At 29.8% G+C, this 18,671-nt stretch carries 17 protein-coding genes and 2 pseudogenes; 10 read left to right on the top strand and 9 right to left on the bottom strand.

Going from position 1 to position 18,671, the window contains the following annotated elements:
* Positions 1 to 134 precede the first annotated feature (134 nt).
* Positions 135 to 2,792: a DEAD/DEAH box helicase gene (locus tag JJD95_RS09745; protein ID WP_291642809.1), complete on the bottom strand. Its 2,658-nt coding sequence runs from the start codon at positions 2,790 to 2,792 to the stop codon at positions 135 to 137.
* 376 nt (positions 2,793 to 3,168) lie between these two features.
* Between JJD95_RS09745 and JJD95_RS09740 the strand changes: the two genes are divergently transcribed.
* The 3 genes from JJD95_RS09740 (at position 3,169) to JJD95_RS09730 (ending at position 6,556) form a co-directional block, all read left to right on the top strand.
* A complete protein-coding gene (locus JJD95_RS09740) occupies positions 3,169 to 4,218 on the top strand; it encodes a 3D domain-containing protein (RefSeq protein WP_291642807.1) in 1,050 nt (349 codons plus the stop codon).
* 179 nt (positions 4,219 to 4,397) lie between these two features.
* Positions 4,398 to 5,291, top strand: a complete 894-nt coding sequence (locus tag JJD95_RS09735) for an ABC transporter ATP-binding protein (protein WP_291642805.1) — start codon at positions 4,398 to 4,400, stop codon at positions 5,289 to 5,291.
* On the top strand, positions 5,291 to 6,556 hold the full coding sequence (locus tag JJD95_RS09730; RefSeq protein ID WP_291642803.1) for an ABC transporter permease: 1,266 nt from the start codon (positions 5,291 to 5,293) through the stop codon (positions 6,554 to 6,556). The genes JJD95_RS09735 and JJD95_RS09730 overlap by 1 nt, the downstream gene beginning before the upstream one ends.
* Positions 6,557 to 6,651: 95 nt before the next feature.
* On the opposite strand, the gene JJD95_RS09725 is transcribed toward JJD95_RS09730, so the two are convergent.
* Positions 6,652 to 7,764: an N-acetylmuramoyl-L-alanine amidase gene (locus tag JJD95_RS09725; protein WP_291642801.1), complete on the bottom strand. Its 1,113-nt coding sequence runs from the start codon at positions 7,762 to 7,764 to the stop codon at positions 6,652 to 6,654.
* A 253-nt stretch (positions 7,765 to 8,017) separates the two neighbouring features.
* Positions 8,018 to 9,526: a DUF1846 domain-containing protein gene (locus JJD95_RS09720; protein ID WP_291642799.1), complete on the bottom strand. Its 1,509-nt coding sequence runs from the start codon at positions 9,524 to 9,526 to the stop codon at positions 8,018 to 8,020.
* Between the two features lie 308 nt (positions 9,527 to 9,834).
* Here JJD95_RS09720 and queD point away from each other — a divergent pair, with 308 nt between their 5' ends.
* The 4 genes and pseudogenes from queD to JJD95_RS09700 form a co-directional block, all read left to right on the top strand.
* A complete protein-coding gene (gene queD, locus JJD95_RS09715; RefSeq protein WP_291642797.1) occupies positions 9,835 to 10,281 on the top strand; it encodes a 6-carboxytetrahydropterin synthase QueD in 447 nt (148 codons plus the stop codon).
* Positions 10,272 to 10,448: pseudogene (locus JJD95_RS09710) on the top strand (7-carboxy-7-deazaguanine synthase QueE); the annotation flags it as partial. The gene queD and the pseudogene JJD95_RS09710, both read left to right, overlap by 10 nt.
* Positions 10,449 to 10,452: 4 nt before the next feature.
* Complete coding sequence (gene folE / locus JJD95_RS09705; RefSeq protein ID WP_291642795.1) at positions 10,453 to 11,043, top strand: GTP cyclohydrolase I; 591 nt, start codon at positions 10,453 to 10,455, stop codon at positions 11,041 to 11,043.
* Between the two features lie 26 nt (positions 11,044 to 11,069).
* Positions 11,070 to 11,225 (top strand): annotated as a pseudogene (locus tag JJD95_RS09700) (7-cyano-7-deazaguanine synthase); the annotation flags it as partial.
* Positions 11,226 to 11,233: 8 nt separating this feature from the next.
* Here JJD95_RS09700 and JJD95_RS09695 read toward each other — a convergent pair.
* From JJD95_RS09695 to JJD95_RS09680, 4 genes are all read right to left on the bottom strand, one after another.
* Entirely contained in the window at positions 11,234 to 11,509 is a 276-nt protein-coding gene (locus JJD95_RS09695; RefSeq protein ID WP_291642793.1) for a DUF2651 family protein, read from the bottom strand.
* A gap of 104 nt (positions 11,510 to 11,613) precedes the next feature.
* A complete protein-coding gene (locus JJD95_RS09690; RefSeq protein ID WP_291642791.1) occupies positions 11,614 to 12,879 on the bottom strand; it encodes a GHKL domain-containing protein in 1,266 nt (421 codons plus the stop codon).
* Positions 12,880 to 12,910: 31 nt separating this feature from the next.
* The gene (locus JJD95_RS09685) at positions 12,911 to 13,645 is read right to left on the bottom strand and encodes a LytTR family DNA-binding domain-containing protein (protein WP_291642789.1); all 735 of its coding nucleotides are present in this window, start codon (positions 13,643 to 13,645) and stop codon (positions 12,911 to 12,913) included.
* Positions 13,646 to 13,770: 125 nt separating this feature from the next.
* Positions 13,771 to 14,094: a thioredoxin family protein gene (locus JJD95_RS09680; RefSeq protein ID WP_291642787.1), complete on the bottom strand. Its 324-nt coding sequence runs from the start codon at positions 14,092 to 14,094 to the stop codon at positions 13,771 to 13,773.
* A 211-nt stretch (positions 14,095 to 14,305) separates the two neighbouring features.
* Here JJD95_RS09680 and JJD95_RS09675 point away from each other — a divergent pair, with 211 nt between their 5' ends.
* Positions 14,306 to 14,497, top strand: coding sequence for a hypothetical protein (locus JJD95_RS09675; protein WP_291642786.1), 192 nt, complete (start codon positions 14,306 to 14,308; stop codon positions 14,495 to 14,497).
* A gap of 71 nt (positions 14,498 to 14,568) precedes the next feature.
* Here the strand turns inward: JJD95_RS09675 and JJD95_RS09670 are convergent, their stop codons facing one another.
* A complete protein-coding gene (locus JJD95_RS09670) occupies positions 14,569 to 15,465 on the bottom strand; it encodes a GNAT family N-acetyltransferase (RefSeq protein WP_291642784.1) in 897 nt (298 codons plus the stop codon).
* Positions 15,452 to 16,129 carry a hypothetical protein gene (locus tag JJD95_RS09665; RefSeq protein WP_291642782.1) on the bottom strand — a complete coding sequence of 226 codons (678 nt, stop codon included), beginning with the start codon at positions 16,127 to 16,129 and terminating at the stop codon, positions 15,452 to 15,454. The genes JJD95_RS09670 and JJD95_RS09665 overlap by 14 nt, the downstream gene beginning before the upstream one ends.
* A gap of 242 nt (positions 16,130 to 16,371) precedes the next feature.
* Here JJD95_RS09665 and JJD95_RS09660 point away from each other — a divergent pair, with 242 nt between their 5' ends.
* Both JJD95_RS09660 and JJD95_RS09655 read left to right on the top strand, forming a co-directional pair.
* The gene (locus JJD95_RS09660) at positions 16,372 to 17,073 is read left to right on the top strand and encodes an ABC transporter ATP-binding protein (RefSeq protein ID WP_291642780.1); all 702 of its coding nucleotides are present in this window, start codon (positions 16,372 to 16,374) and stop codon (positions 17,071 to 17,073) included.
* Complete coding sequence (locus JJD95_RS09655) at positions 17,070 to 18,635, top strand: putative ABC exporter domain-containing protein (RefSeq protein WP_291642778.1); 1,566 nt, start codon at positions 17,070 to 17,072, stop codon at positions 18,633 to 18,635. Before JJD95_RS09660 ends, JJD95_RS09655 begins: the two co-directional genes overlap by 4 nt.
* Positions 18,636 to 18,671: the final 36 nt, after the last annotated feature.

The raw sequence follows: 18,671 nt of genomic DNA, 5'->3' as shown, positions 1-18,671 counted from the left end.
TTTTCTAAAAGTTCCTGCATCTTGTAGGCTTGTTTGCTATGCCTATTTTTATTACTAACTACTCCCTGAACATAAAATTTATAGCGTTATAATAATTCTGTACAAAATCAAGTTTTACATATTAGTTTCCGTGACTACTCTAATGAAATTAAAAACACTTTAGTATCAGAGCTATCATTAAATTCATCTACCAATTTAATTCTATCTCGTGATTTTGTTTTACCATCCAAGTAAAGGTAGGGTATTCCTTTTCCATTTAAATTTTCTCCTATCTTTTTAAGTGCAGATGTAAATTGAGAAAATAGTAACACCTTCCCATCTGAATCTATATGTTTCTCAATAAGTTCTATTGCTACTTTTAGCTTGCCACTCCCACCCCTGTATTCATCTATTACAAGTGAAGGATCTAAACAAATTTGTCTGAGTCTTGTTAAATATGAAAAAACCTGTATTCTACCATCCCCGTCATTTTTCATTTTGTCCCGGACAGTTTTGATATATGATTTATATACGGTCCTTTGAGTGGATGTCATCTCAACTATAAATTTCTTTTCTATTTTATCTGGCAATTCTTTCATTACTTCCTTTTTAGTTCTTCTTAAGATAAATGGTTTAATAAGTAATTTAAGATCCTCTAAATCCCCTTGTCTTGTAATTATATATTTAGATTCAAAAACTTCTTTAGAATATAAATAATCCGGCATTATAAAATCAAAAATAGACCACAGCTCTGTTAAATTATTTTCCATAGGAGTTCCCGTTAACGCAAACTTTACATGGGCTTTAACTTTTTTTATGACTTTTGTGTTTTGTGCCAAATGATTTTTTATGTTTTGAGCTTCATCTATAATACAATTATCAAAAACAACATCTTGGTACTTCTCTATGTCCATTCTTAAAGTTCCATAAGTTGTTAATATTACATCGTAATCCTTTAAATTTTCTATTACTTTATGTCTATTGTTCTTTTCTCCATGCACAATAGCCACCTTTAAACTAGGTGCGAATTTCTGAAGTTCTGCCTTCCAATTATAAATAAGAGATGTTGGACTCGCAATAATAGTTTTTTTATTTTCCTCTGATAATAAAAAAGCTATAATTTGAATTGTTTTACCAAGACCCATTTCATCCGCAAGTATCCCTCCAAACCCCAATGAACACAGTCTTTTAAGCCATTTAAAACCATCAATTTGATACTCTCTAAGTGTGGCTTTTAAGTTTATCGGTACACTTATATCCTTGTTATTTATATCAAGGAATATATCTTCTATATTTTTTAACACTTCAGTACCTTTTATAAACCCAATTTTACTATTTTTTATCTTCTCATTTAAATATAGTGCCTTGTTTTTGTCTATTTGTATGGAACCCGTTTTCATTTTTTCATTAGTATTTAATACTAAAATTAAATCTAAAAAATTCTTAACTCCCTCATCTTCAAAATCAAGAAAATTATTATTCCTTGTTTTATAACATGTTTTTTTTAGCTTGAAATCTGAAAGAAGACTATTTAATTCGATATTTTCAACGTTATTTATACCATAAGAAAAGTCATAGTAACCATCCTTTTCTTCCACCATAGCGTAAGTAGCCCTGTAATCATATATTTCTCGGTGTTTAAAACTCTTCCCAAAGGTAACATTTCCTAGGCAATATAAACTTTTACCACTCTTACTCAAAATATTAAATAGTTCTGTATCCCCACCCGTAAATATAAGCGACTCATCTTTTCTTTTAAAGCTATACTTTTCGACTTCCATAAGGATTTTCTGTTCTTCTTTATAATTTCTTATAAGTGTATTTTGGTTTTTATCAGCCTTTAAAATGTTAATTTCCTCGTCACCATAATTCACTTTTACATCACAATAAATATTGTTTTCTATCTCATATATGTAAAACTCTGGTTTTATGAATTCAGCTGCAAAAGCTTTTATCTCTTCACTAATATGAATATCACTTGAAATACTAGTTAGAAACGGAATAAGTTTGCTGTAGTTCTCAATTCCCTTGTGGTATAGAATTTCACCCTTTACTTTTAATTTTTTGCATATTGGAACATATTTTGAAATTTGATTTTTTGATGGTAGATAAAGTTTCCAATTAAATAAATATACATCATTCTCATCATTTAAAGACACCGGAAATTGCTTATGTGTTGTTAAAACAAAATATTTACCTCTAATTTTCAATGTAAAGATCAGCGGTAAATTCTGATGCACAATAGGAGCTTCGAACTCAAATCCATCATAGTTAAACTTGGTTTTTTTATCTTTAATAACTGATAAACAAATTCTTAAGTCTCTAGGGTCAATTCTTGTTTTTTCATTATCCACTGCGCCATGCCCTTCATAATAAGTTGGTCCCTTAGAAACTTTGCGAATAAGCTTTACAATATTATTGGTCCCATACTTATTTGAATCATTATGTTTAATCACTTCTGATTTTCTGCTTTCCTTAGCAGTGTTTTGGGCAGTTAAGTTAAAAAACCTATATGCTGTAGCAGTTAAATGACTACACATAAATAAATAGTCTGCACTTGGGCGTCCTTTAAAATCTTCACAAGTACAGTTTACACCCTCCAGTCTTTTCTTTAATAAATTTATTTTTATATGAGTATTAAATTCACTATATTTTGTTTCACTACTAACCGAGCCATAAATATGATATATATTATCTATTTTTTTGCCGTTAATCTTAGTAACTAAACCACTATTTTCAGCCTTTTGCCCTTCACTCCTCATACGGTCTGAAGATGATTTAAATACTATACTTTCTAACTCTTTTAGTTTCAAAAAATCACCTCCATGTATATTGTACCATACACAATTCAAGTTCCATATTATATAAAAAGTCGCACAACCTTTATATTTATAGTATAATAAATAATGTTATATTCGATATTATAGAAAAGCTCAAATTCAAACCTAAATGTTCTAAATCAGAAAGTGCATTTTATTTATTCATGAAGGTCCCATACTTGTGTTAGATTGCATGTTAAAAGTAATAATTCCCTTAAAGAGAAAAATATGATATACTACCATTACAATAATTTCCCATTTAAGAATCAGCATAGAAATTAGAATATAATCATACACATACATTAATACGCTTCCCCCTATATTTTAAGAATCCGACATAAATTATTATACCGAAACTTATAATTAGGAGATGATTATTATAATTGAATTTTTAAAAGTAAAGCGAAGAAAATTTATAATTGGATTTATGCTACTTACCATAATAATAACTTCAACCGTTTTTGTTGGCTTTGCAAGAAAAAATATTACTGTGGTTGTAGATGGTAATCCAATTAAACTCGTAACTTACCAAAAAACTTTTGATCAGGCATTAAAGAAAGCCAATATAAGTATAGCCCTAAAAGATAAGCTTGATAAAGCTTTAGATTCAAAAATAGTTAACAACGATATTATAACTATAAATCGGGCTGTATCTCTCAATGTATTAGTAGACAATAAAGAACTTAATATAACCTCTTCCGAAAAAGATGTTGCGCAAATGTTAATCACAGAAAAAATAGTATTAAGTCCTAATGATAAGATCTTGCCATCATTAAAAACCAATATAACTAAAGGAATGGATGTTATCATAACTAGAGTTAAAACAGAAACATTAGAAGAAAAACAGGCTATAGATTTTAAAACAGTTATTACAAACGATAATGCTGTATTAAAATCTAAAAAAAGCATTACACAAAATGGAGTAAAAGGTGAAAAAAGTATTAGTATAGATGTGACTTATGAAAACGGTAAAGAAGTATCTAGAAAAGTTGTTAAAGAAACTATAGTTAAAAACCCTATTAATAAAATTATAGTTCAGGGTACTATGTCACCAAAAACCATTTCAAGAGGAGACATTTCCGAAAAATCTACAGAAGTTGTTAATGTATCAGTTACTAACACTTCTGGAAAGACTCTTAACGTGAAAGCTACTGCTTATTGGGCATTTAATGGAGTAAACAATACTTATACTGCTTCTGGGAGAAAGGCTGTGCGAAATCCAAATGGCTATAGTACAATAGCTGTAGACACTAAGGTCATTCCTCTAGGGACAAAATTATATGTTGAAGGTTATGGCAATGCCATAGCAGCTGACAAAGGTTCTTCAGTAAAAGGAAACTATATAGATGTTTATTTTAATACACGTCAAGAAGCTATTAATTGGGGTGTTAAATACTTAAAAGTAACTATTCTAGATTAATATTTTATGACGTCACATATACCATATAAAACCTTTTACAACAAAACTGCCAGATATAATGTCTATGGCAGTTTTTATTTTCTTTTTATGCTATAGTATGTATATATATAATAAATTCGAGGGGCATAACTGTTAATAACAGCTATGCCCCTCATAAGGAATACATAGGGGGAATTAATGTGCCATTAAATGTATCTGAACTAGTGAAAACATTCGGTGAGAACACCGCAGTAGACAATATTTCATTTAAAATAGAAAAGCCAGGTGTATTTGGCTTACTTGGTACCAATGGAGCAGGGAAAACAACTACAATAAGAATGATTTTAGGAATTCTCGAAAAAGATAGCGGAACTATAGATTGGAATGGTAAACCTGTTACAAGAGAAAGCGTAAAGTTTGGATATTTGCCAGAGGAAAGGGGGCTGTATCCTAAGGCTAAAATAGTTGATCAACTTTCATATTTCGGAAAACTTCGTGGAATGGACGGAAAGTCAGTAAAAAAATCCATAAACTATTGGTTTGACAGACTTAAGGTGTCCGAATACTTAAACTCGACTGCAGAACAACTGTCTAAAGGTAATCAACAGAAAATCCAGTTTGTAACATCTATTTTACACAATCCAGAATTAATTATTTTAGATGAGCCTCTAAGTGGCCTTGATCCAGTTAACGCTGATTTGTTTAAAAGTGTAATTTATGAATTAGTTGAAAACGGGAAATTTATTATAATGTCCAGCCATCAAATGCAATCCATTGAAGAATATTGTGAAGATCTTGTAATATTAAAAAACGGACAAACGATTCTTAATGGTAATTTAAAATTAATAAAAGCCGGTTACGGAAGAACAAATCTTACGGTAAGCTGCCAAGAAGAAATTGATGATCTTTTAAAAGAACTAGGCATGAATCTTATATCAAAAACAGCTACTAGCTACGAACTTAAAATCAAATCCGACGCGGAAGGCTATAGTCTTCTAGAAAAAATTATGACTAAAAAAATAAAACTTAATAAATTTGAAATTCGTGAACCTTCGCTTCATGAAATATTCATTGAAAAGGTTGGTGAACAATAATGAAAGAGTTTCTTACTGTTTTAGGCTATACTTTTAAGGAAAACTCAAGGAAAAAGTCGTTTATCATTTCAACTGTAATTACTCTTATTTTAACAGTTTTAATAATTAGTATGCCAGCTATAATAAAAAGTTTTGATAGTCCAGAAAAAAACGAAACACAGAATTCAGATACTAACAAAGAAGAACCTAAAGGAATTGTATATGTGGTTGATTCTAAGGATATTCTAAAAGGAAATTTAGACAAACTTGATGAAGCCTTTTTAGAATACGAATTCAAGTCCGAGACTTCTGATAATATAGATTTAATTAAAAATAAAATTAAGGAAGACGAAAAAAATGTTCTACTTATCTTTGATGAGAAAAACGGTGTGCCTACTTTTGATTATTTAGTTAAACAATCTGGTAGTGGCTTAAATCCGAGTGAAATTAGTAGCCTTATAAAAAGTATTTTCGTAACGGACTTATTAACTACAGCTGATGTATCTGATACTGTATCACAAATGGTACAAAGTGATGTTTCTTATAATGTGAGTGAACTAGGAAAAGGAAAAATGACTAGCTATATTTCAAGTATTGTTATAAGTATGCTATTATTTTTCGCAATTTATTATTATGGTTATGGAGTAGCAATGTCAGTAGCTTCTGAAAAGACTTCAAGAGTAATGGAACTCCTTGTAACCTCAACAAAGCCATCAAAAATAATACTTGGGAAAAGTGCCGCCATGGGTCTCCTTGGTTTAATACAACTATTCATTGTTGTACTTACCGGTATACTAACGTATAAATTAACTTTTCCTGAAAATTTTGCAATAGCAGGTAAAGTGATTGATTTTTCTAGTTTCACCCCTTTCAGCCTTCTTATGATTGTTATATATTTTATATTAGGGTACTCGCTATATGCTATGATGAACGCAGTTGCAGGGGCTACCGTTAGTAAGGCAGAGGATGTTACTTCAGCTCTAATGCCTATATCCATTATATCTATGGGGTCATTTTATTTGGGATATTTTACACTTGCAATTCCCAATAGTACTATAGCTATCGTTTCATCTATAATTCCATTTTCCGCCCCATTTTCAATGCCCTCTAGAATTTTAGCTACAGACGTTCCTATTTGGCAAATTGCAGCCTCAATATTTTCTTTAGTAATAGCAATTGTTTTTATAGCTTGGATTTCCATAAAAATATACTCCTCTGCTATACTTCATTATGGAAAGCGTTTAAAATTTAAAGATTTGGTGAAAATGTCAAATAGAAATAAATAATATATCAAATTTTATCAAATTTATAGGGCCAGTTAATAATTTAATTATTAACTGGCCCTGCATTTTCAGTAAGAGTTATTATCTATTCACTAGAATTATATTATTAACTTATCCCAAGTCATATTTCCAACTATTCCATCTATTTCTAAACCATTACTATTTTGATAAATAATCACTGACTCTCTTGTACCATTTCCGAATATTCCATCCACAACTATCTCCAATTTACTCTGCAAAAATCTTACTACAATTCCCATTGAACCTACTTTAAGAAGTGGTTTTGAAAGTATAGAATTTATTGCACTTAAGGTATTATCTCCAGCAATTCCATCAACAGATAGTCCCAAAACCGATTGACAAGCTTTTATAGCAAATATACTGTTAGTGCCTAGAATTCCACCTTCACTTAACTTTAAACCATTTTCACCTTTAAATCCTAATCTATTTAAAGATTTTTGCAAATAAACATCATTGTTTCCACCAACAACTTTTCCATTTTCATCAAATATACTATAATCGGGTAAAATTTTAAGAAGGTCAAGTGCATTTTGCAAATTAGCAAAAGCTCCCTTTTGAGATTTAACAGCCTCCCATGACAGTCTAACTCTATATAAGTGTTCTAAAGTGGGAGTTGGTTCTGGGGTTGTTGGGGCCTTATTAAACGTTAATCCTAAATACGAAAATATTCCTTTGACAATTGAGAGTGCTATTTTTTCTTGAAAATTATATTCTAATAACGCATCTTCTTCTGAAACATTAGAAATAAATGCAGTTTCAACTAAAATAGCTGGCATATAAGTCAACCTCAAAACCCCGAAATTTGCAGTCTTAGACCCACGATTTGTTAATTTGGTAGCCTTAACAAGTTCTGCCTGCACAAATGCGGATAATTTTGCGCCATTAGAACTTATAGGATGAGAAAATGTCTCCACTCCATGAGCGTCTTTATTTACAGCAGAATTGCAATGAATAGATATGAATGTATCGCATTTGTTGTTATTTGATATTGTTGCTCTCTGTGATAAAGTTAAATAATTATCTGTAGTTCTAGTATATATTACCTTTTGTCCATTCTCTACTAAAATCTCACCTACAATTTTAGCAATAACTAGAACAATATCAGCTTCATGTGAACGCTTACCAACTGCTCCTGGATCAGTACCACCATGCCCAGGGTCTAGGCAGTGTGTATATATTTTATTGCTCATTCATATTTCACTCCTTATATATAAATTTTCATATTTAAACTAATTTTAAATTTATACTATATATAATATTATAAGGTATATTATTTAATCAATATAATATATGTTGCACTTAAGAGAAACGTCATAGTTTATAATGATTTATCCTTGGCTGACTATACAAAATATGGACAGTTAATAAATTAATAAACTTATTAACCGTCCATAATTAGGTTATTGTAAAACTTGCCACTTGTAACGCGTATGGCACCTTCTTTTAGTTGTTATAATAAAGACTCTCTGTTGCGTATTCTGCATCAGAAGTTATATCTATACCAAGTTTCCTAAAAGTTTGCTCATCAGCTGTACTTATAATTGTAGTTGAGTGAGCTTGACATCCTTTTAGCATTGTAAGTTTATCCATAGCTACTTGAGCTGTAGGATTTGTAACTGCACATATACTAAGTGCAATCAACACGTTTTCACAGTCTAAAGCTGGTTTTTTATTAGCTAAAGTTTTTGACTTTAAGTTTATAATAGGTTCTAGTATAACTGGAGATATAAGATGAATTTCATCGGCTATATTTGCAAAATATTTAACAGCATTCAAAATAATAGCGGCTGTTGCATCCATTATATCTGAACTTTTACTAGTTAATATTGTACCATCCACAAGCTCTAGTGCAAGAGCTGGACAAGCTTCACCTTTACTAGAACATTGTTTTAAATTAGCTGAACGTTCTCTTGCGGGAATAACAACTTTTCTATCTTCTTGTTTTAGGTTAAGTTCTTCCATAAGTAGCTTTACTCTTTCAAAAGTTTCTTTATTTATGTATCCTTTTTTATATTCACAACCTGTTTTAAAATACCTTCTTATTACCTCTTGTCTAGATGCTTCTTTGACAACCTCATCATCTGTAATTCCAAAGCCTACTCTATTAACTCCCATATCTGTTGGGGATTTATAGACAGCTTCTTCTCCAGTTATCCTTTCTATAATCCGTCTAAGTACAGGGAAAGTTTCGATATCACGATTATAGTTTACAGATATCTTATTATAAGCATCAAAGTGGAAGGAATCCAACATATTTACATCGTTAAGATCTGCTGTTGCAGCTTCATAGGCAATATTTAGTGGATGCTTTAATGGAATATTCCACACTGGGAAGGTTTCAAATTTCGAATAACCTGCCGCTCTACCTTGCTTATGTTCATGATAAAGCTGACTAAGACAAGTACCTAACTTCCCACTTCCTGGTCCTGGTGCTGTTACAACAACAATAGATTTTGTGGTTTCAATAAATGGATTCATGCCATATCCCTCATCGCTTACAATTGTATCAACATCAGATGGGTATCCAGTAGTTGCTCTGTGTTTATATACTTTAATTCCTCTGCGTTCAAGTTTATTAATAAAAATTGTAGTTGCTGGTTGACCTTCATATCTAGTGATTACAACACTATTTACATCCAGATCATAATAACGTAAATCATCAATTAACCTTAAAACATCCACATCATAAGTGATTCCAAAGTCTCCTCTTATTTTGTTTCTTTCAATATCTCCTGCAAATACACAGATAATAACCTCAACTTTTTCTTTTAATTTATGTAATAACTTAATTTTTGCATTTTCATCAAAGCCTGGTAAAACTCTTTTCGCATGAAGATCGTTAAAAAGTTTACCACCAAATTCTAAGTATAGCTTATCATAATTATTAACTCTTTCTAAGATAAACTTTGATTGTTCTTCTAGATATTTCTTCTGATCAAATCCTATTTTCATTTTTACTCCTCACTTACAACGTTATTTTTTAAATATATTATAACCAATATATTGCATATGTACTATAATAATTTTGCTTTTACAACTTTATATTATTACACAATTTCAGCATAAAGTAAACCTATTATTAATTTGACATACTTCATATTTTATAGTAAAATTAACAATTATAAAACTAAATAAGACAGTTCTAAACCATCCTGTCTATAAACAAAACTAGGACGTAACTACCGTTTTAGGTAGCTTTTTTTGTATGAGGGTTAATTATGCCCTTTTTTTATTTGAAAAAATTAATAGGAGGTCTCCACATGTATATTCTAAAGTCAGAACATAGCTTTGACAGTGCACACTTTCTTTCTGGTTATGATGGAAAGTGTGCAAATATTCACGGCCATAGATGGAAAGTTTACGTGGAAGTACAATCAGAAACCCTTATAAGAGGTGGACAGCTTGACGGCATGGTAATAGATTTTGGTGATTTAAAAAACGATGTTAAAGCTATGGTAGATTCTTATGACCATGCCTTAATTATACAAGAGGGCAGCATGAGAGGCGTTACCTTAAACTGTTTAAATCAAGACGGCTTTAAAATAATTGAGGTTGATTTTAGACCAACAGCAGAAAACTTTGCAGCATTTTTCTTTAAACTAATGAAGGACAAAGGATATCATGTAAATAGAACTACAGTCTATGAAACACCTACAAATAGTGCATCATACGAAGGAAGCGAGGTTCACTCAAGTGAAATTTTATAGATAAATATGAACTTTCAGATAGAATAAATGTGTATATTAGCCCAGTATTCGGGCAAATTGACCTAGAGACAATTGTAGAATTTATGAAGGAGAATAAAATGAATGGCGTTAATCTTCAAATACAACTACATAAAATCATTTGGGATCCAAACAAGAGAGGTGTATAAAGTTATGGCAATAGATACAAAAGCAATAGAAGAGCACATAAAAGGTATTTTAATAGCGCTAGGTGATGACCCATCTCGTGAAGGACTTATTGATACCCCTGCACGTGTAGCTAAGATGTACGAGGAAGTATTTGCTGGTATGTGCTATAGCAATGATGAAATTGCTGAAATGTTTGATAAAACTTTTGAAGATGATTTAATAATTAACGAGGACTCTAAAGATTTGGTGATAATGAAGGACATCGAAATCTTTAGTCATTGCGAACATCATTTAGCCCTTATGTACAATATGAAAGTTTCAGTTGCATATGTTCCTACAAAAAAAATTATTGGGTTAAGCAAAATTGCAAGGGTAGCTGATATGGTAGGTAGAAGACTTCAGCTTCAAGAAAGAATAGGAACAGACATAGCTGAGATTATTCAGATTATAACTTGTTCATCAGATGTGGCAGTTATAATAGAAGGTGAACATGGCTGCATGACAACTCGCGGAATAAAAAAGACTGGCACTAAAACAATGTCAACTACTTTTAGAGGAAGATTTAATACTGATGTAATTTTAAATAATAAACTTATGATGCTTTATAATAAGTAAAGAGAGGCAAGTAATTATGAATATGAACCTGGAAAATGGCTTATGATTTAGGTGTACTCCCTATAGTTAAAGAAGATACGCTAACTTGTTATAATGGAATAAAAGGTAATGGTTGTGGGGATTGCCCTTCTTGCAAATTAAGAAAAAAAGGGTATTTAGAATTCAAAGAAAAAAACCTATAAATATTATTTTATAGGTTTTTTCTTTTATTAGTAAATTCATTCTTAGATATTATAATTAAATCCCCTATAAGTGTTCCAAAGAAAGCAATAAACGTATATATAAAACACCAAATCAGAAAATTCAAATCAAACATAGTAAATGTTACAATTAACCAAAATACTATATTAACTATTAAAATAACAAGCATCTTCCTAAATATAAGTTGCATTACTATAGATATAAAAAAAACTGTTAGTGGATAAATGAGCATTCCCATTGGCGCGTTGTAATAAATATTAAACATATCAGCGTAACCCCCTTTAGATTCGGAAAATCAACTTATGCTTTAAATATTACCAATATATTTAATGTAACACAATACAAAAGACCCATAACGTACATTTTAGGTCATGAACGGAATATTATTTTAAAAACAGTATAATCATCTTCAAAAAATAGCTGAACATCAGTACCATTTTTTTCAGCTATTTTCTTTATATTATAAAGTCCGTATCCTCTGTTCTTTCCTTCTTTAGTAGAAAATCCTCTTTCAAATATGTTTCCTATTTTATCTGGTTTTATTGTTTTTCCACTATTTCTAACCTCTACAATATTATTACTTCCTTCTACACATATATTTAGTTTAACCACCTTATCACTTCTACTATTTTTAACAGCCTCTAAAGCATTATCCAGGAGATTATTTAATATATCAGAAATTTCATAATCCTTTAAACTATTTTCTAATGAATTATTTGTAACCTTAAATAACAATTTTATATTTAATCTTTCGGCTTCAGACAATTTATTATATATTATAGCTTTAATTATAATATTATCTATGTACACTATATCTTCTATAGTATTATTAGAAAATTTTAATGACATAATATACTTCTTTAATTCGTGCTTAACTTCTTTTTCACTTGCTATTTCTACTATCGCATTAATGGTGTTTAAATGGTTTTTAAAATCATGCTGTTTGCGTCTTATATCTTCTACTATATCAGTTAATATAGGGTTGTACTTATTTTGTAGTTCTGCTACCTTTTTATCCTCACTTATTTTGACTATATAATAATATAAAAATATATTTAATGATAATATTAATAATATAACAAAAATGTATACTAGGATATTATTTAATATTATGTTTTTATTATATCCCCATATAAATTCACAAAATAAAATATATAACCCTAAATTAATTACAAAGTAATATAATATCTTAGATTCTAATTTGAGGATTCCCTTTGCTTTTTCACTAAAATTATACTTTAATATAATAATAATAAAAATCAATTCTACTAAAAGAAAGGTAATATCCCATCTATATGTATCTAAATATGGGAATCCAATTAAATATGCACAACCAATTAGGAGTGTTTGCAAAATTTTATTTATGCCTAAGAACACTATAAACTCGCATATTACCTTGCTAAACGGTCTATTATACATGAATTTTATTAGAAATATCATACTTATATATTTAATAATTACATGTATGTGCTTATTTGTTTTAATTGTTATCATTAGTATTATTAATAATATTAAAATTATAAATAAATTTTTAAACCAATTATTTTCATCATTTAAAGCGATTTTTGACCATAATGTCATAAAAATAATTAATTCGATAAAATTAGCTATAGATTGCTGCAGTATCTCTAGCATTTATTTTGCTCCTTTTCATAACAAATTCTTTTTAACCACACTTCTGAAATTGTTTCATTATTGTTTTTTTATACTTGTACCCTAAAAGAGCATTTTTATCATAATTTTCAAAGTGAATTTCACTCAATTTATTATCAATATTTTGTATTTTTTTTATTTGCTTCACATTCACAATAAATGATTTGTGACACTGAATTATATTGTTACAATTTATACGTTTAAGAACATTTTTCAGTGTTGAATTACTGGTTTTATAAACACCATTCACTGTATGTATCATACATATTCCAAGACTTACTTCTACAAACATTATCTCTTCTACATATATTTTTACGTTGATACCTTTTTTTATTTCAAATATTGCGTACTTCTTATCTTCTGAAGCATCCTCTACCTTACCACCATTTAATATATATCGTTTTGTCATATTCATTACATCAGCTATATCATAAGGCTTTAGAATGTAATCATAACAATGTACTTCCTTAAATGCTTTATATATATATTCAACGTGAGTTGTTAAGAAAATAATAAAACTAAATTCATATTTGGGTGTTTTTCTAATCTCCATTGCAAAATTTAACCCTGAAGAATTCTTTAAAGAAATATCTATGTAAAATATATCTATATTATACGCAGTTGCAATTTTCAAAGCATCTTCCATATCTTCAGATTCATATATATTTATACCTTTATCCATCTGCTGTATCATCTTCCTTAGATTTTCCCTTTGTATTTTATCATCCTCTACTATGATCACGTTCATATTCATTTCCCCTATTCGCAACTTTAATTTTTAATTCAAAATTTTAAATGTCATATATACATATTAACATATTATTTTTGCCGAATTAGGGGAATGTTGTCATATTATGAATTAAAAATATATTTTTAAAACAAAATATTATAATATCTATCTATATTTGTCTCTAACATTTGCACGCTAATGAATCTAGCCTCACGAATAATCTCTTTTCCTTCAATATATAAAAGAATTCCCGGTAAAGTAAATATCGAATATTGTCCTGCCGCCTCAGTAAACTTATCAACTGCAATTTTACGTATCTCAATTTTAGGAAATTTAATTAGCATTTCCTCAATTTTAGGCAACAACCCAACACAAACGTTACAGCCTTTAGAAGTAAAATAAAGCATTGCTATAGTATTACCCTTTATAAATTCATCCATTTCATCTAAAGTATTTAGCTCTATCATTTTTAACCCCCTTATGTGCCACCCACGTGGCAAGTGGCATGTTTAGAAATTATTATACACTATATCTTCTCTTAATTCCACCTCAATATCCTTTTGAGTTTTTTTAAAATTTTGTTTAAATATTGACAAATCTAGTATTATTAAATCAGAATATAAATTAATAAAAATCAAATAATAACTATAAGAATAAACTACAAGGAGATGTTGTAAGATGCCAAATATACCTTATGACGGTTTTATGCAAAAGGAACTATTAGTTAAAGGCCAACTAATTAATGCTTCTAATAATGATGAAACTACAACTCATTGCAGCCATTCCTGTCCCAAGTGTGGAGTAGGTCAATGTGAACTAACAGAAAGACATTCTGGTAATCATAAGTGCGCTGAAGGACATACCTGGTAACAAAAAAATGAGATGCCACTTGCCATCCACGTGGCAAGTGACACCTCAACCAAATTTAAAGTACACAATTGTTAAGATACAACATAATAATCCATTACCGAGATTTCTTCAAATCCACATGACTCATAAAGTTCAAGTGCACTTTTATTTTCTGTGCCAACTTCAAGAAAGACATTTTTTATGTTTTTCCTCTTTAATATATTCAGCGCAGAACATAAAATTTCTCGTCCATAACCTCTACCTCTAAACTTTGGAAGTACTCCAACTCCATAAATAAAACCCTCATCGCTGGTTATGCAAATATGAATTTTGCCTATAATTTCGCCCTTTACTTCCGCCATATAACTATAAAAATTATTATCTATTTCTATTGATGGTTTTTCCTTATCCGCTTTATTGTTGGCTTCTTGTTCTGCTTCTCCAAAATAAATAGAACTTTGCCTATCAATTTCATCCACGTCATCACTAGTTGCAAGTCTAAGTTTAGTAGCGAAATCATCCGTAACTTCCAAAGTTTTTTCATTTAAACACATTTTATACTCTGAAAAGCCATATTCAGCTCCAAGTTCATCTATAAAAGCTAACCCTGAAATTGAAGTGTGGTCACATAATATTAACACCTCTGATGGCCCCATGTTTTTCCATTCTTCTTTGGCAAGCAGATATAACCTTTTGAAAATCCCTTTTTTTCGAAATTTAGGATGCACCATTCCACTTACCTCTACTGATGTTCCATGAAAATTACATAAACCTAAATAACCTACTAGTATTTCATTTTCGCAATAAAGAAACTCTGTCATGATTTTATTTTTTATAGTATTTTTCCTATGGCGCATTTTATAATCAAGTTCTAATTTCAAATTATATTTTTGTTCATCATAGCAAATAGCTTCCAGATTTTGAATATTTTCATAATCTCCTTCAGTTAATTCTAACTTCATAGAAATTGTATGCTTACAATTTCCCATTTCTTTTCCTCCCCCTTTTACTAATTTTATCTCTACGTATAATTTTCCATAAATGTTTAAGTGTACGAACTATTTCATAGAGAAAACCTGTTTTACAAAAGAAAATTTCATCTTCTTTTGATCTTTCCTTCTGTCTCATAGGATATTCACTTAAGTTTCCAGAATAATAAATAAATCTGGCCATAACCTCACAAATATCTGTTGGAGTTATCGCATAAGGTTCTATCTTTGTAAGATTTATACCTCCATGTCTTAAGGCTTCCATAACAAATTCGGTGCATATATATGTCTTATACATAACACGCTTCTTATTAGAAATAAGCCCAATGGCTTGAAGAATATTGTAGTAATAAATCTCATCATCATTATATGTATCATATATAAATTCGCTTATGCGTTCATATTGCGATGGTGTTACTGGTATACGATATATATTAATAGGCACATCATCCTTAAGACCTATAGAAAGAGTAAATACACTCTCTCTAATTATACCACCTACAAGGGGGTTGCTAACTGCCAGTCTACTAAAGGAATACATTTGACTTAAATTTTCATTTAAACTTATAGATGCATGGTTATATTTCCCTTTTAAAACTTTTCTAATAATTTTCCCCACATAACTTGGTGTCCTTGAAATAACAACATAAACATACCTTTCCATTTTATTTCTCCCTACAATCGCCTAAATATAATTTAAGCGAAATTTATTTTTAAATCTTATCTTTTGAAAGAAAAAATATAAGTAACTATATTATAACCTTTACCTTGTTTTTATAACATATTTATGTATTTATATTTTGCAAGTGAATTGCCCTATGCTAACTAATCTTATATAGATAAAGGAATTAATGGTAAAATGCAGAATATACCCTTATAGGTTTAATTTTAAAATGGAGGGTTATTATGCTAAATGTAAGAAATGTAACAAAGAGATATGGTAAAACTACTGCAGTAAATGATATTAGTTTTTATGTTAATGATGGTGAAATTGCCGTGCTACTAGGACCTAATGGTGCTGGTAAAACAACTTCTATAAAATGCATAGCAGGACTTTTAAAATACGAAGGTGAAATTGACATTTGTGGGTATATTAATAAAAGTTTAGACGCAAAAAAACTTTTTGGTTTTATACCTGAAACACCAGCAATGTACGATATGCTTACAGTATACGAGCATCTTGAATTTATAGCTGGAGCGTATAAGATAAGTGATTATAAGGAGAAGGCTGAAGCTCTTCTTGAAAGATTTGAATTATCTGATAAGAGAGATAAGCTAGGTAAAGAACTTTCAAAGGGCATGCAGCAGAAGGTAAGTATATGCTGTGCACTTTTACCAAATCCTAAAGTAATGCTTTTTGACGAACCTATGGTAGGACTTGACCCAAAAGCAATAAAAGAACTAAGTAATGTGTTTTTAGAATTAAAAAAGGCCGGATGTTCCGTAGTTATAAGTACTCATATTATAAATAGCATAGAAGGTTTATGGGATAGAGCACTTATAATGCAAGAAGGGTCTATATTAATGTCAAGGACAAAACAAGAGCTACTCGCCACCAATGAATCTCTAGAGGAAATTTTCTTCGATGTTACGGAGGGAATAAAATGAAGCCACTTTTTTATATATTAAGAAAAACATTAAAAAACCATATTTTGCAACTTAAGAAAAAACCAGGCATATTGATACTCTATTTACTTATATTGATCTTTTTTATTTTTATCATAGTTTCATCATTTATTATGCCACAAAAAAGTTCTGTAAATGGAAATGCTGATACATATGGAGCTATCGCAACTGCAGCAATTTTGATGGTTGCATGGTATGGAGTCAAAAATGGAATTGATAACGGAAGTAGCTTTTTTAGGCTATCAGATGTAAATTTAGTTTTCACAGCACCCCTATCATCAAAAAAGGTCTTGATTTATGGATTTATTAAGCAGCTCTATACTTCATTATTCCTTGTTATGTTCTTATTATTCCAGATTCCAAACGCAAGAAATTTCTTACCTATAACTGGGGCTGGTATTATTATAATTCTTTTAGTTGCATTTTTCCTTATTTTTACTATGTCAATATTAGGTTTGTTAACTTATTCCATAACATCTAAATCAAGTAAAACAAGAAATATAGCTAAAAAAATATTAAATATTGTAACTGCTATTTTTGGTATTGCTCTTTTATCTAACATATACATATACAAAGATTTTTCAAAGGCAGCTGTTAGTTTTTTAAATAATAGTTTCTTTATCTATATTCCATTCATAGGTTGGATTAAGTCTATTTTAATGGCAGCTGTTAATGGTATAACTTATTCATTTTTCATCCATATACTGCTTTGCGTAATCGTTATTATTTCTATGATTTATGCATTATACAAACTAAACTCGGATTATTATGAAGATGTTCTTGCAGCAACTGATAAGAAAGAAGAAATGTTTGCAATGAAAAAATCCGGAAAGAGTAATATAAATTATGGAAGAAAAAAATTCAGAAAGATTAAACCTGGGAACATTGGTAATGGTTCTAGTGCGATTTTTTACAGACATCTTCTTGAATACAAAAAGTCTGGAATTCCTTTTATAGATAAAATGACCTTAATAATGGTAGGTGTAGGATTAGGTTCACGTTACATTGTCCCAGGTGGAAGTATGAGCACAGTTTTATATTTCTCAATATATATGTTATTCTTCTTTACCTCACAAGGAAAATGGTCACAGGAACTTTCAAAGCAGTTTATATTTTTAATTCCTTATTCCTCAATGTCCAAGTTATTTTATTCCACATTAGCAGATTTAATTAAATATACAATAGATGGACTTGTACTATTTGCTGTATCTGGAATTATATTTAAAAGTAATCCACTAATCTCAATATTATCTGCTATTACCTATGCGTCCTTTGGTGCAATATATACTTATGGCGATGTGCTTTCAAGAAGATTTTTAGGATCCGTACATTCAAAAACACTTGGAATGTTCATAAAAATGGGTATTACATTATTAGTAATATTACCGGGAATTATTATACATGTAGCTTTGTTAATCCGTTCTGGTGATAATTCTTCTGCACAGTATATATCCTATATAGTATTAATTTGGTATAATATTATAGCATCATTTTTAATAATGCTCCTAAGTAAGGGTGTATTTGACAGTTTAGAAATGGATTAAATTGGATGCCACTTGCCACGTGGGTGGCACCAAAGG

It is taken from the genome of Clostridium sp. (assembly GCF_016650035.1).
Classification (GTDB): Bacteria; Bacillota; Clostridia; order Clostridiales; family Clostridiaceae; genus Clostridium_AD.
Note: the sequence above shows the minus strand (reverse complement) of the source record. Positions and strands in the feature narration are given on the sequence as shown.

Bases quoted from the DNA above. Each gene is read 5' to 3' on its own strand.
- JJD95_RS09740 (WP_291642807.1), top strand. From the start codon at position 3,169: ATGATTATTATAATTGAATTTTTAAAAGTAAAGCGAAGAAAATTTATA.
- JJD95_RS09730 (WP_291642803.1), top strand. From the start codon at position 5,291: ATGAAAGAGTTTCTTACTGTTTTAGGCTATACTTTTAAGGAAAACTCA.
- JJD95_RS09725 (WP_291642801.1), bottom strand. From the start codon at position 7,764: ATGAGCAATAAAATATATACACACTGCCTAGACCCTGGGCATGGTGGT.
- JJD95_RS09720 (WP_291642799.1), bottom strand. From the start codon at position 9,526: ATGAAAATAGGATTTGATCAGAAGAAATATCTAGAAGAACAATCAAAG.
- queD (WP_291642797.1), top strand. From the start codon at position 9,835: ATGTATATTCTAAAGTCAGAACATAGCTTTGACAGTGCACACTTTCTT.
- folE (WP_291642795.1), top strand. From the start codon at position 10,453: ATGGCAATAGATACAAAAGCAATAGAAGAGCACATAAAAGGTATTTTA.
- JJD95_RS09695 (WP_291642793.1), bottom strand. From the start codon at position 11,509: ATGTTTAATATTTATTACAACGCGCCAATGGGAATGCTCATTTATCCA.
- JJD95_RS09690 (WP_291642791.1), bottom strand. From the start codon at position 12,879: ATGCTAGAGATACTGCAGCAATCTATAGCTAATTTTATCGAATTAATT.
- JJD95_RS09685 (WP_291642789.1), bottom strand. From the start codon at position 13,645: ATGAACGTGATCATAGTAGAGGATGATAAAATACAAAGGGAAAATCTA.
- JJD95_RS09680 (WP_291642787.1), bottom strand. From the start codon at position 14,094: ATGATAGAGCTAAATACTTTAGATGAAATGGATGAATTTATAAAGGGT.
- JJD95_RS09675 (WP_291642786.1), top strand. From the start codon at position 14,306: ATGCCAAATATACCTTATGACGGTTTTATGCAAAAGGAACTATTAGTT.
- JJD95_RS09670 (WP_291642784.1), bottom strand. From the start codon at position 15,465: ATGGGAAATTGTAAGCATACAATTTCTATGAAGTTAGAATTAACTGAA.
- JJD95_RS09665 (WP_291642782.1), bottom strand. From the start codon at position 16,129: ATGGAAAGGTATGTTTATGTTGTTATTTCAAGGACACCAAGTTATGTG.
- JJD95_RS09660 (WP_291642780.1), top strand. From the start codon at position 16,372: ATGCTAAATGTAAGAAATGTAACAAAGAGATATGGTAAAACTACTGCA.
- JJD95_RS09655 (WP_291642778.1), top strand. From the start codon at position 17,070: ATGAAGCCACTTTTTTATATATTAAGAAAAACATTAAAAAACCATATT.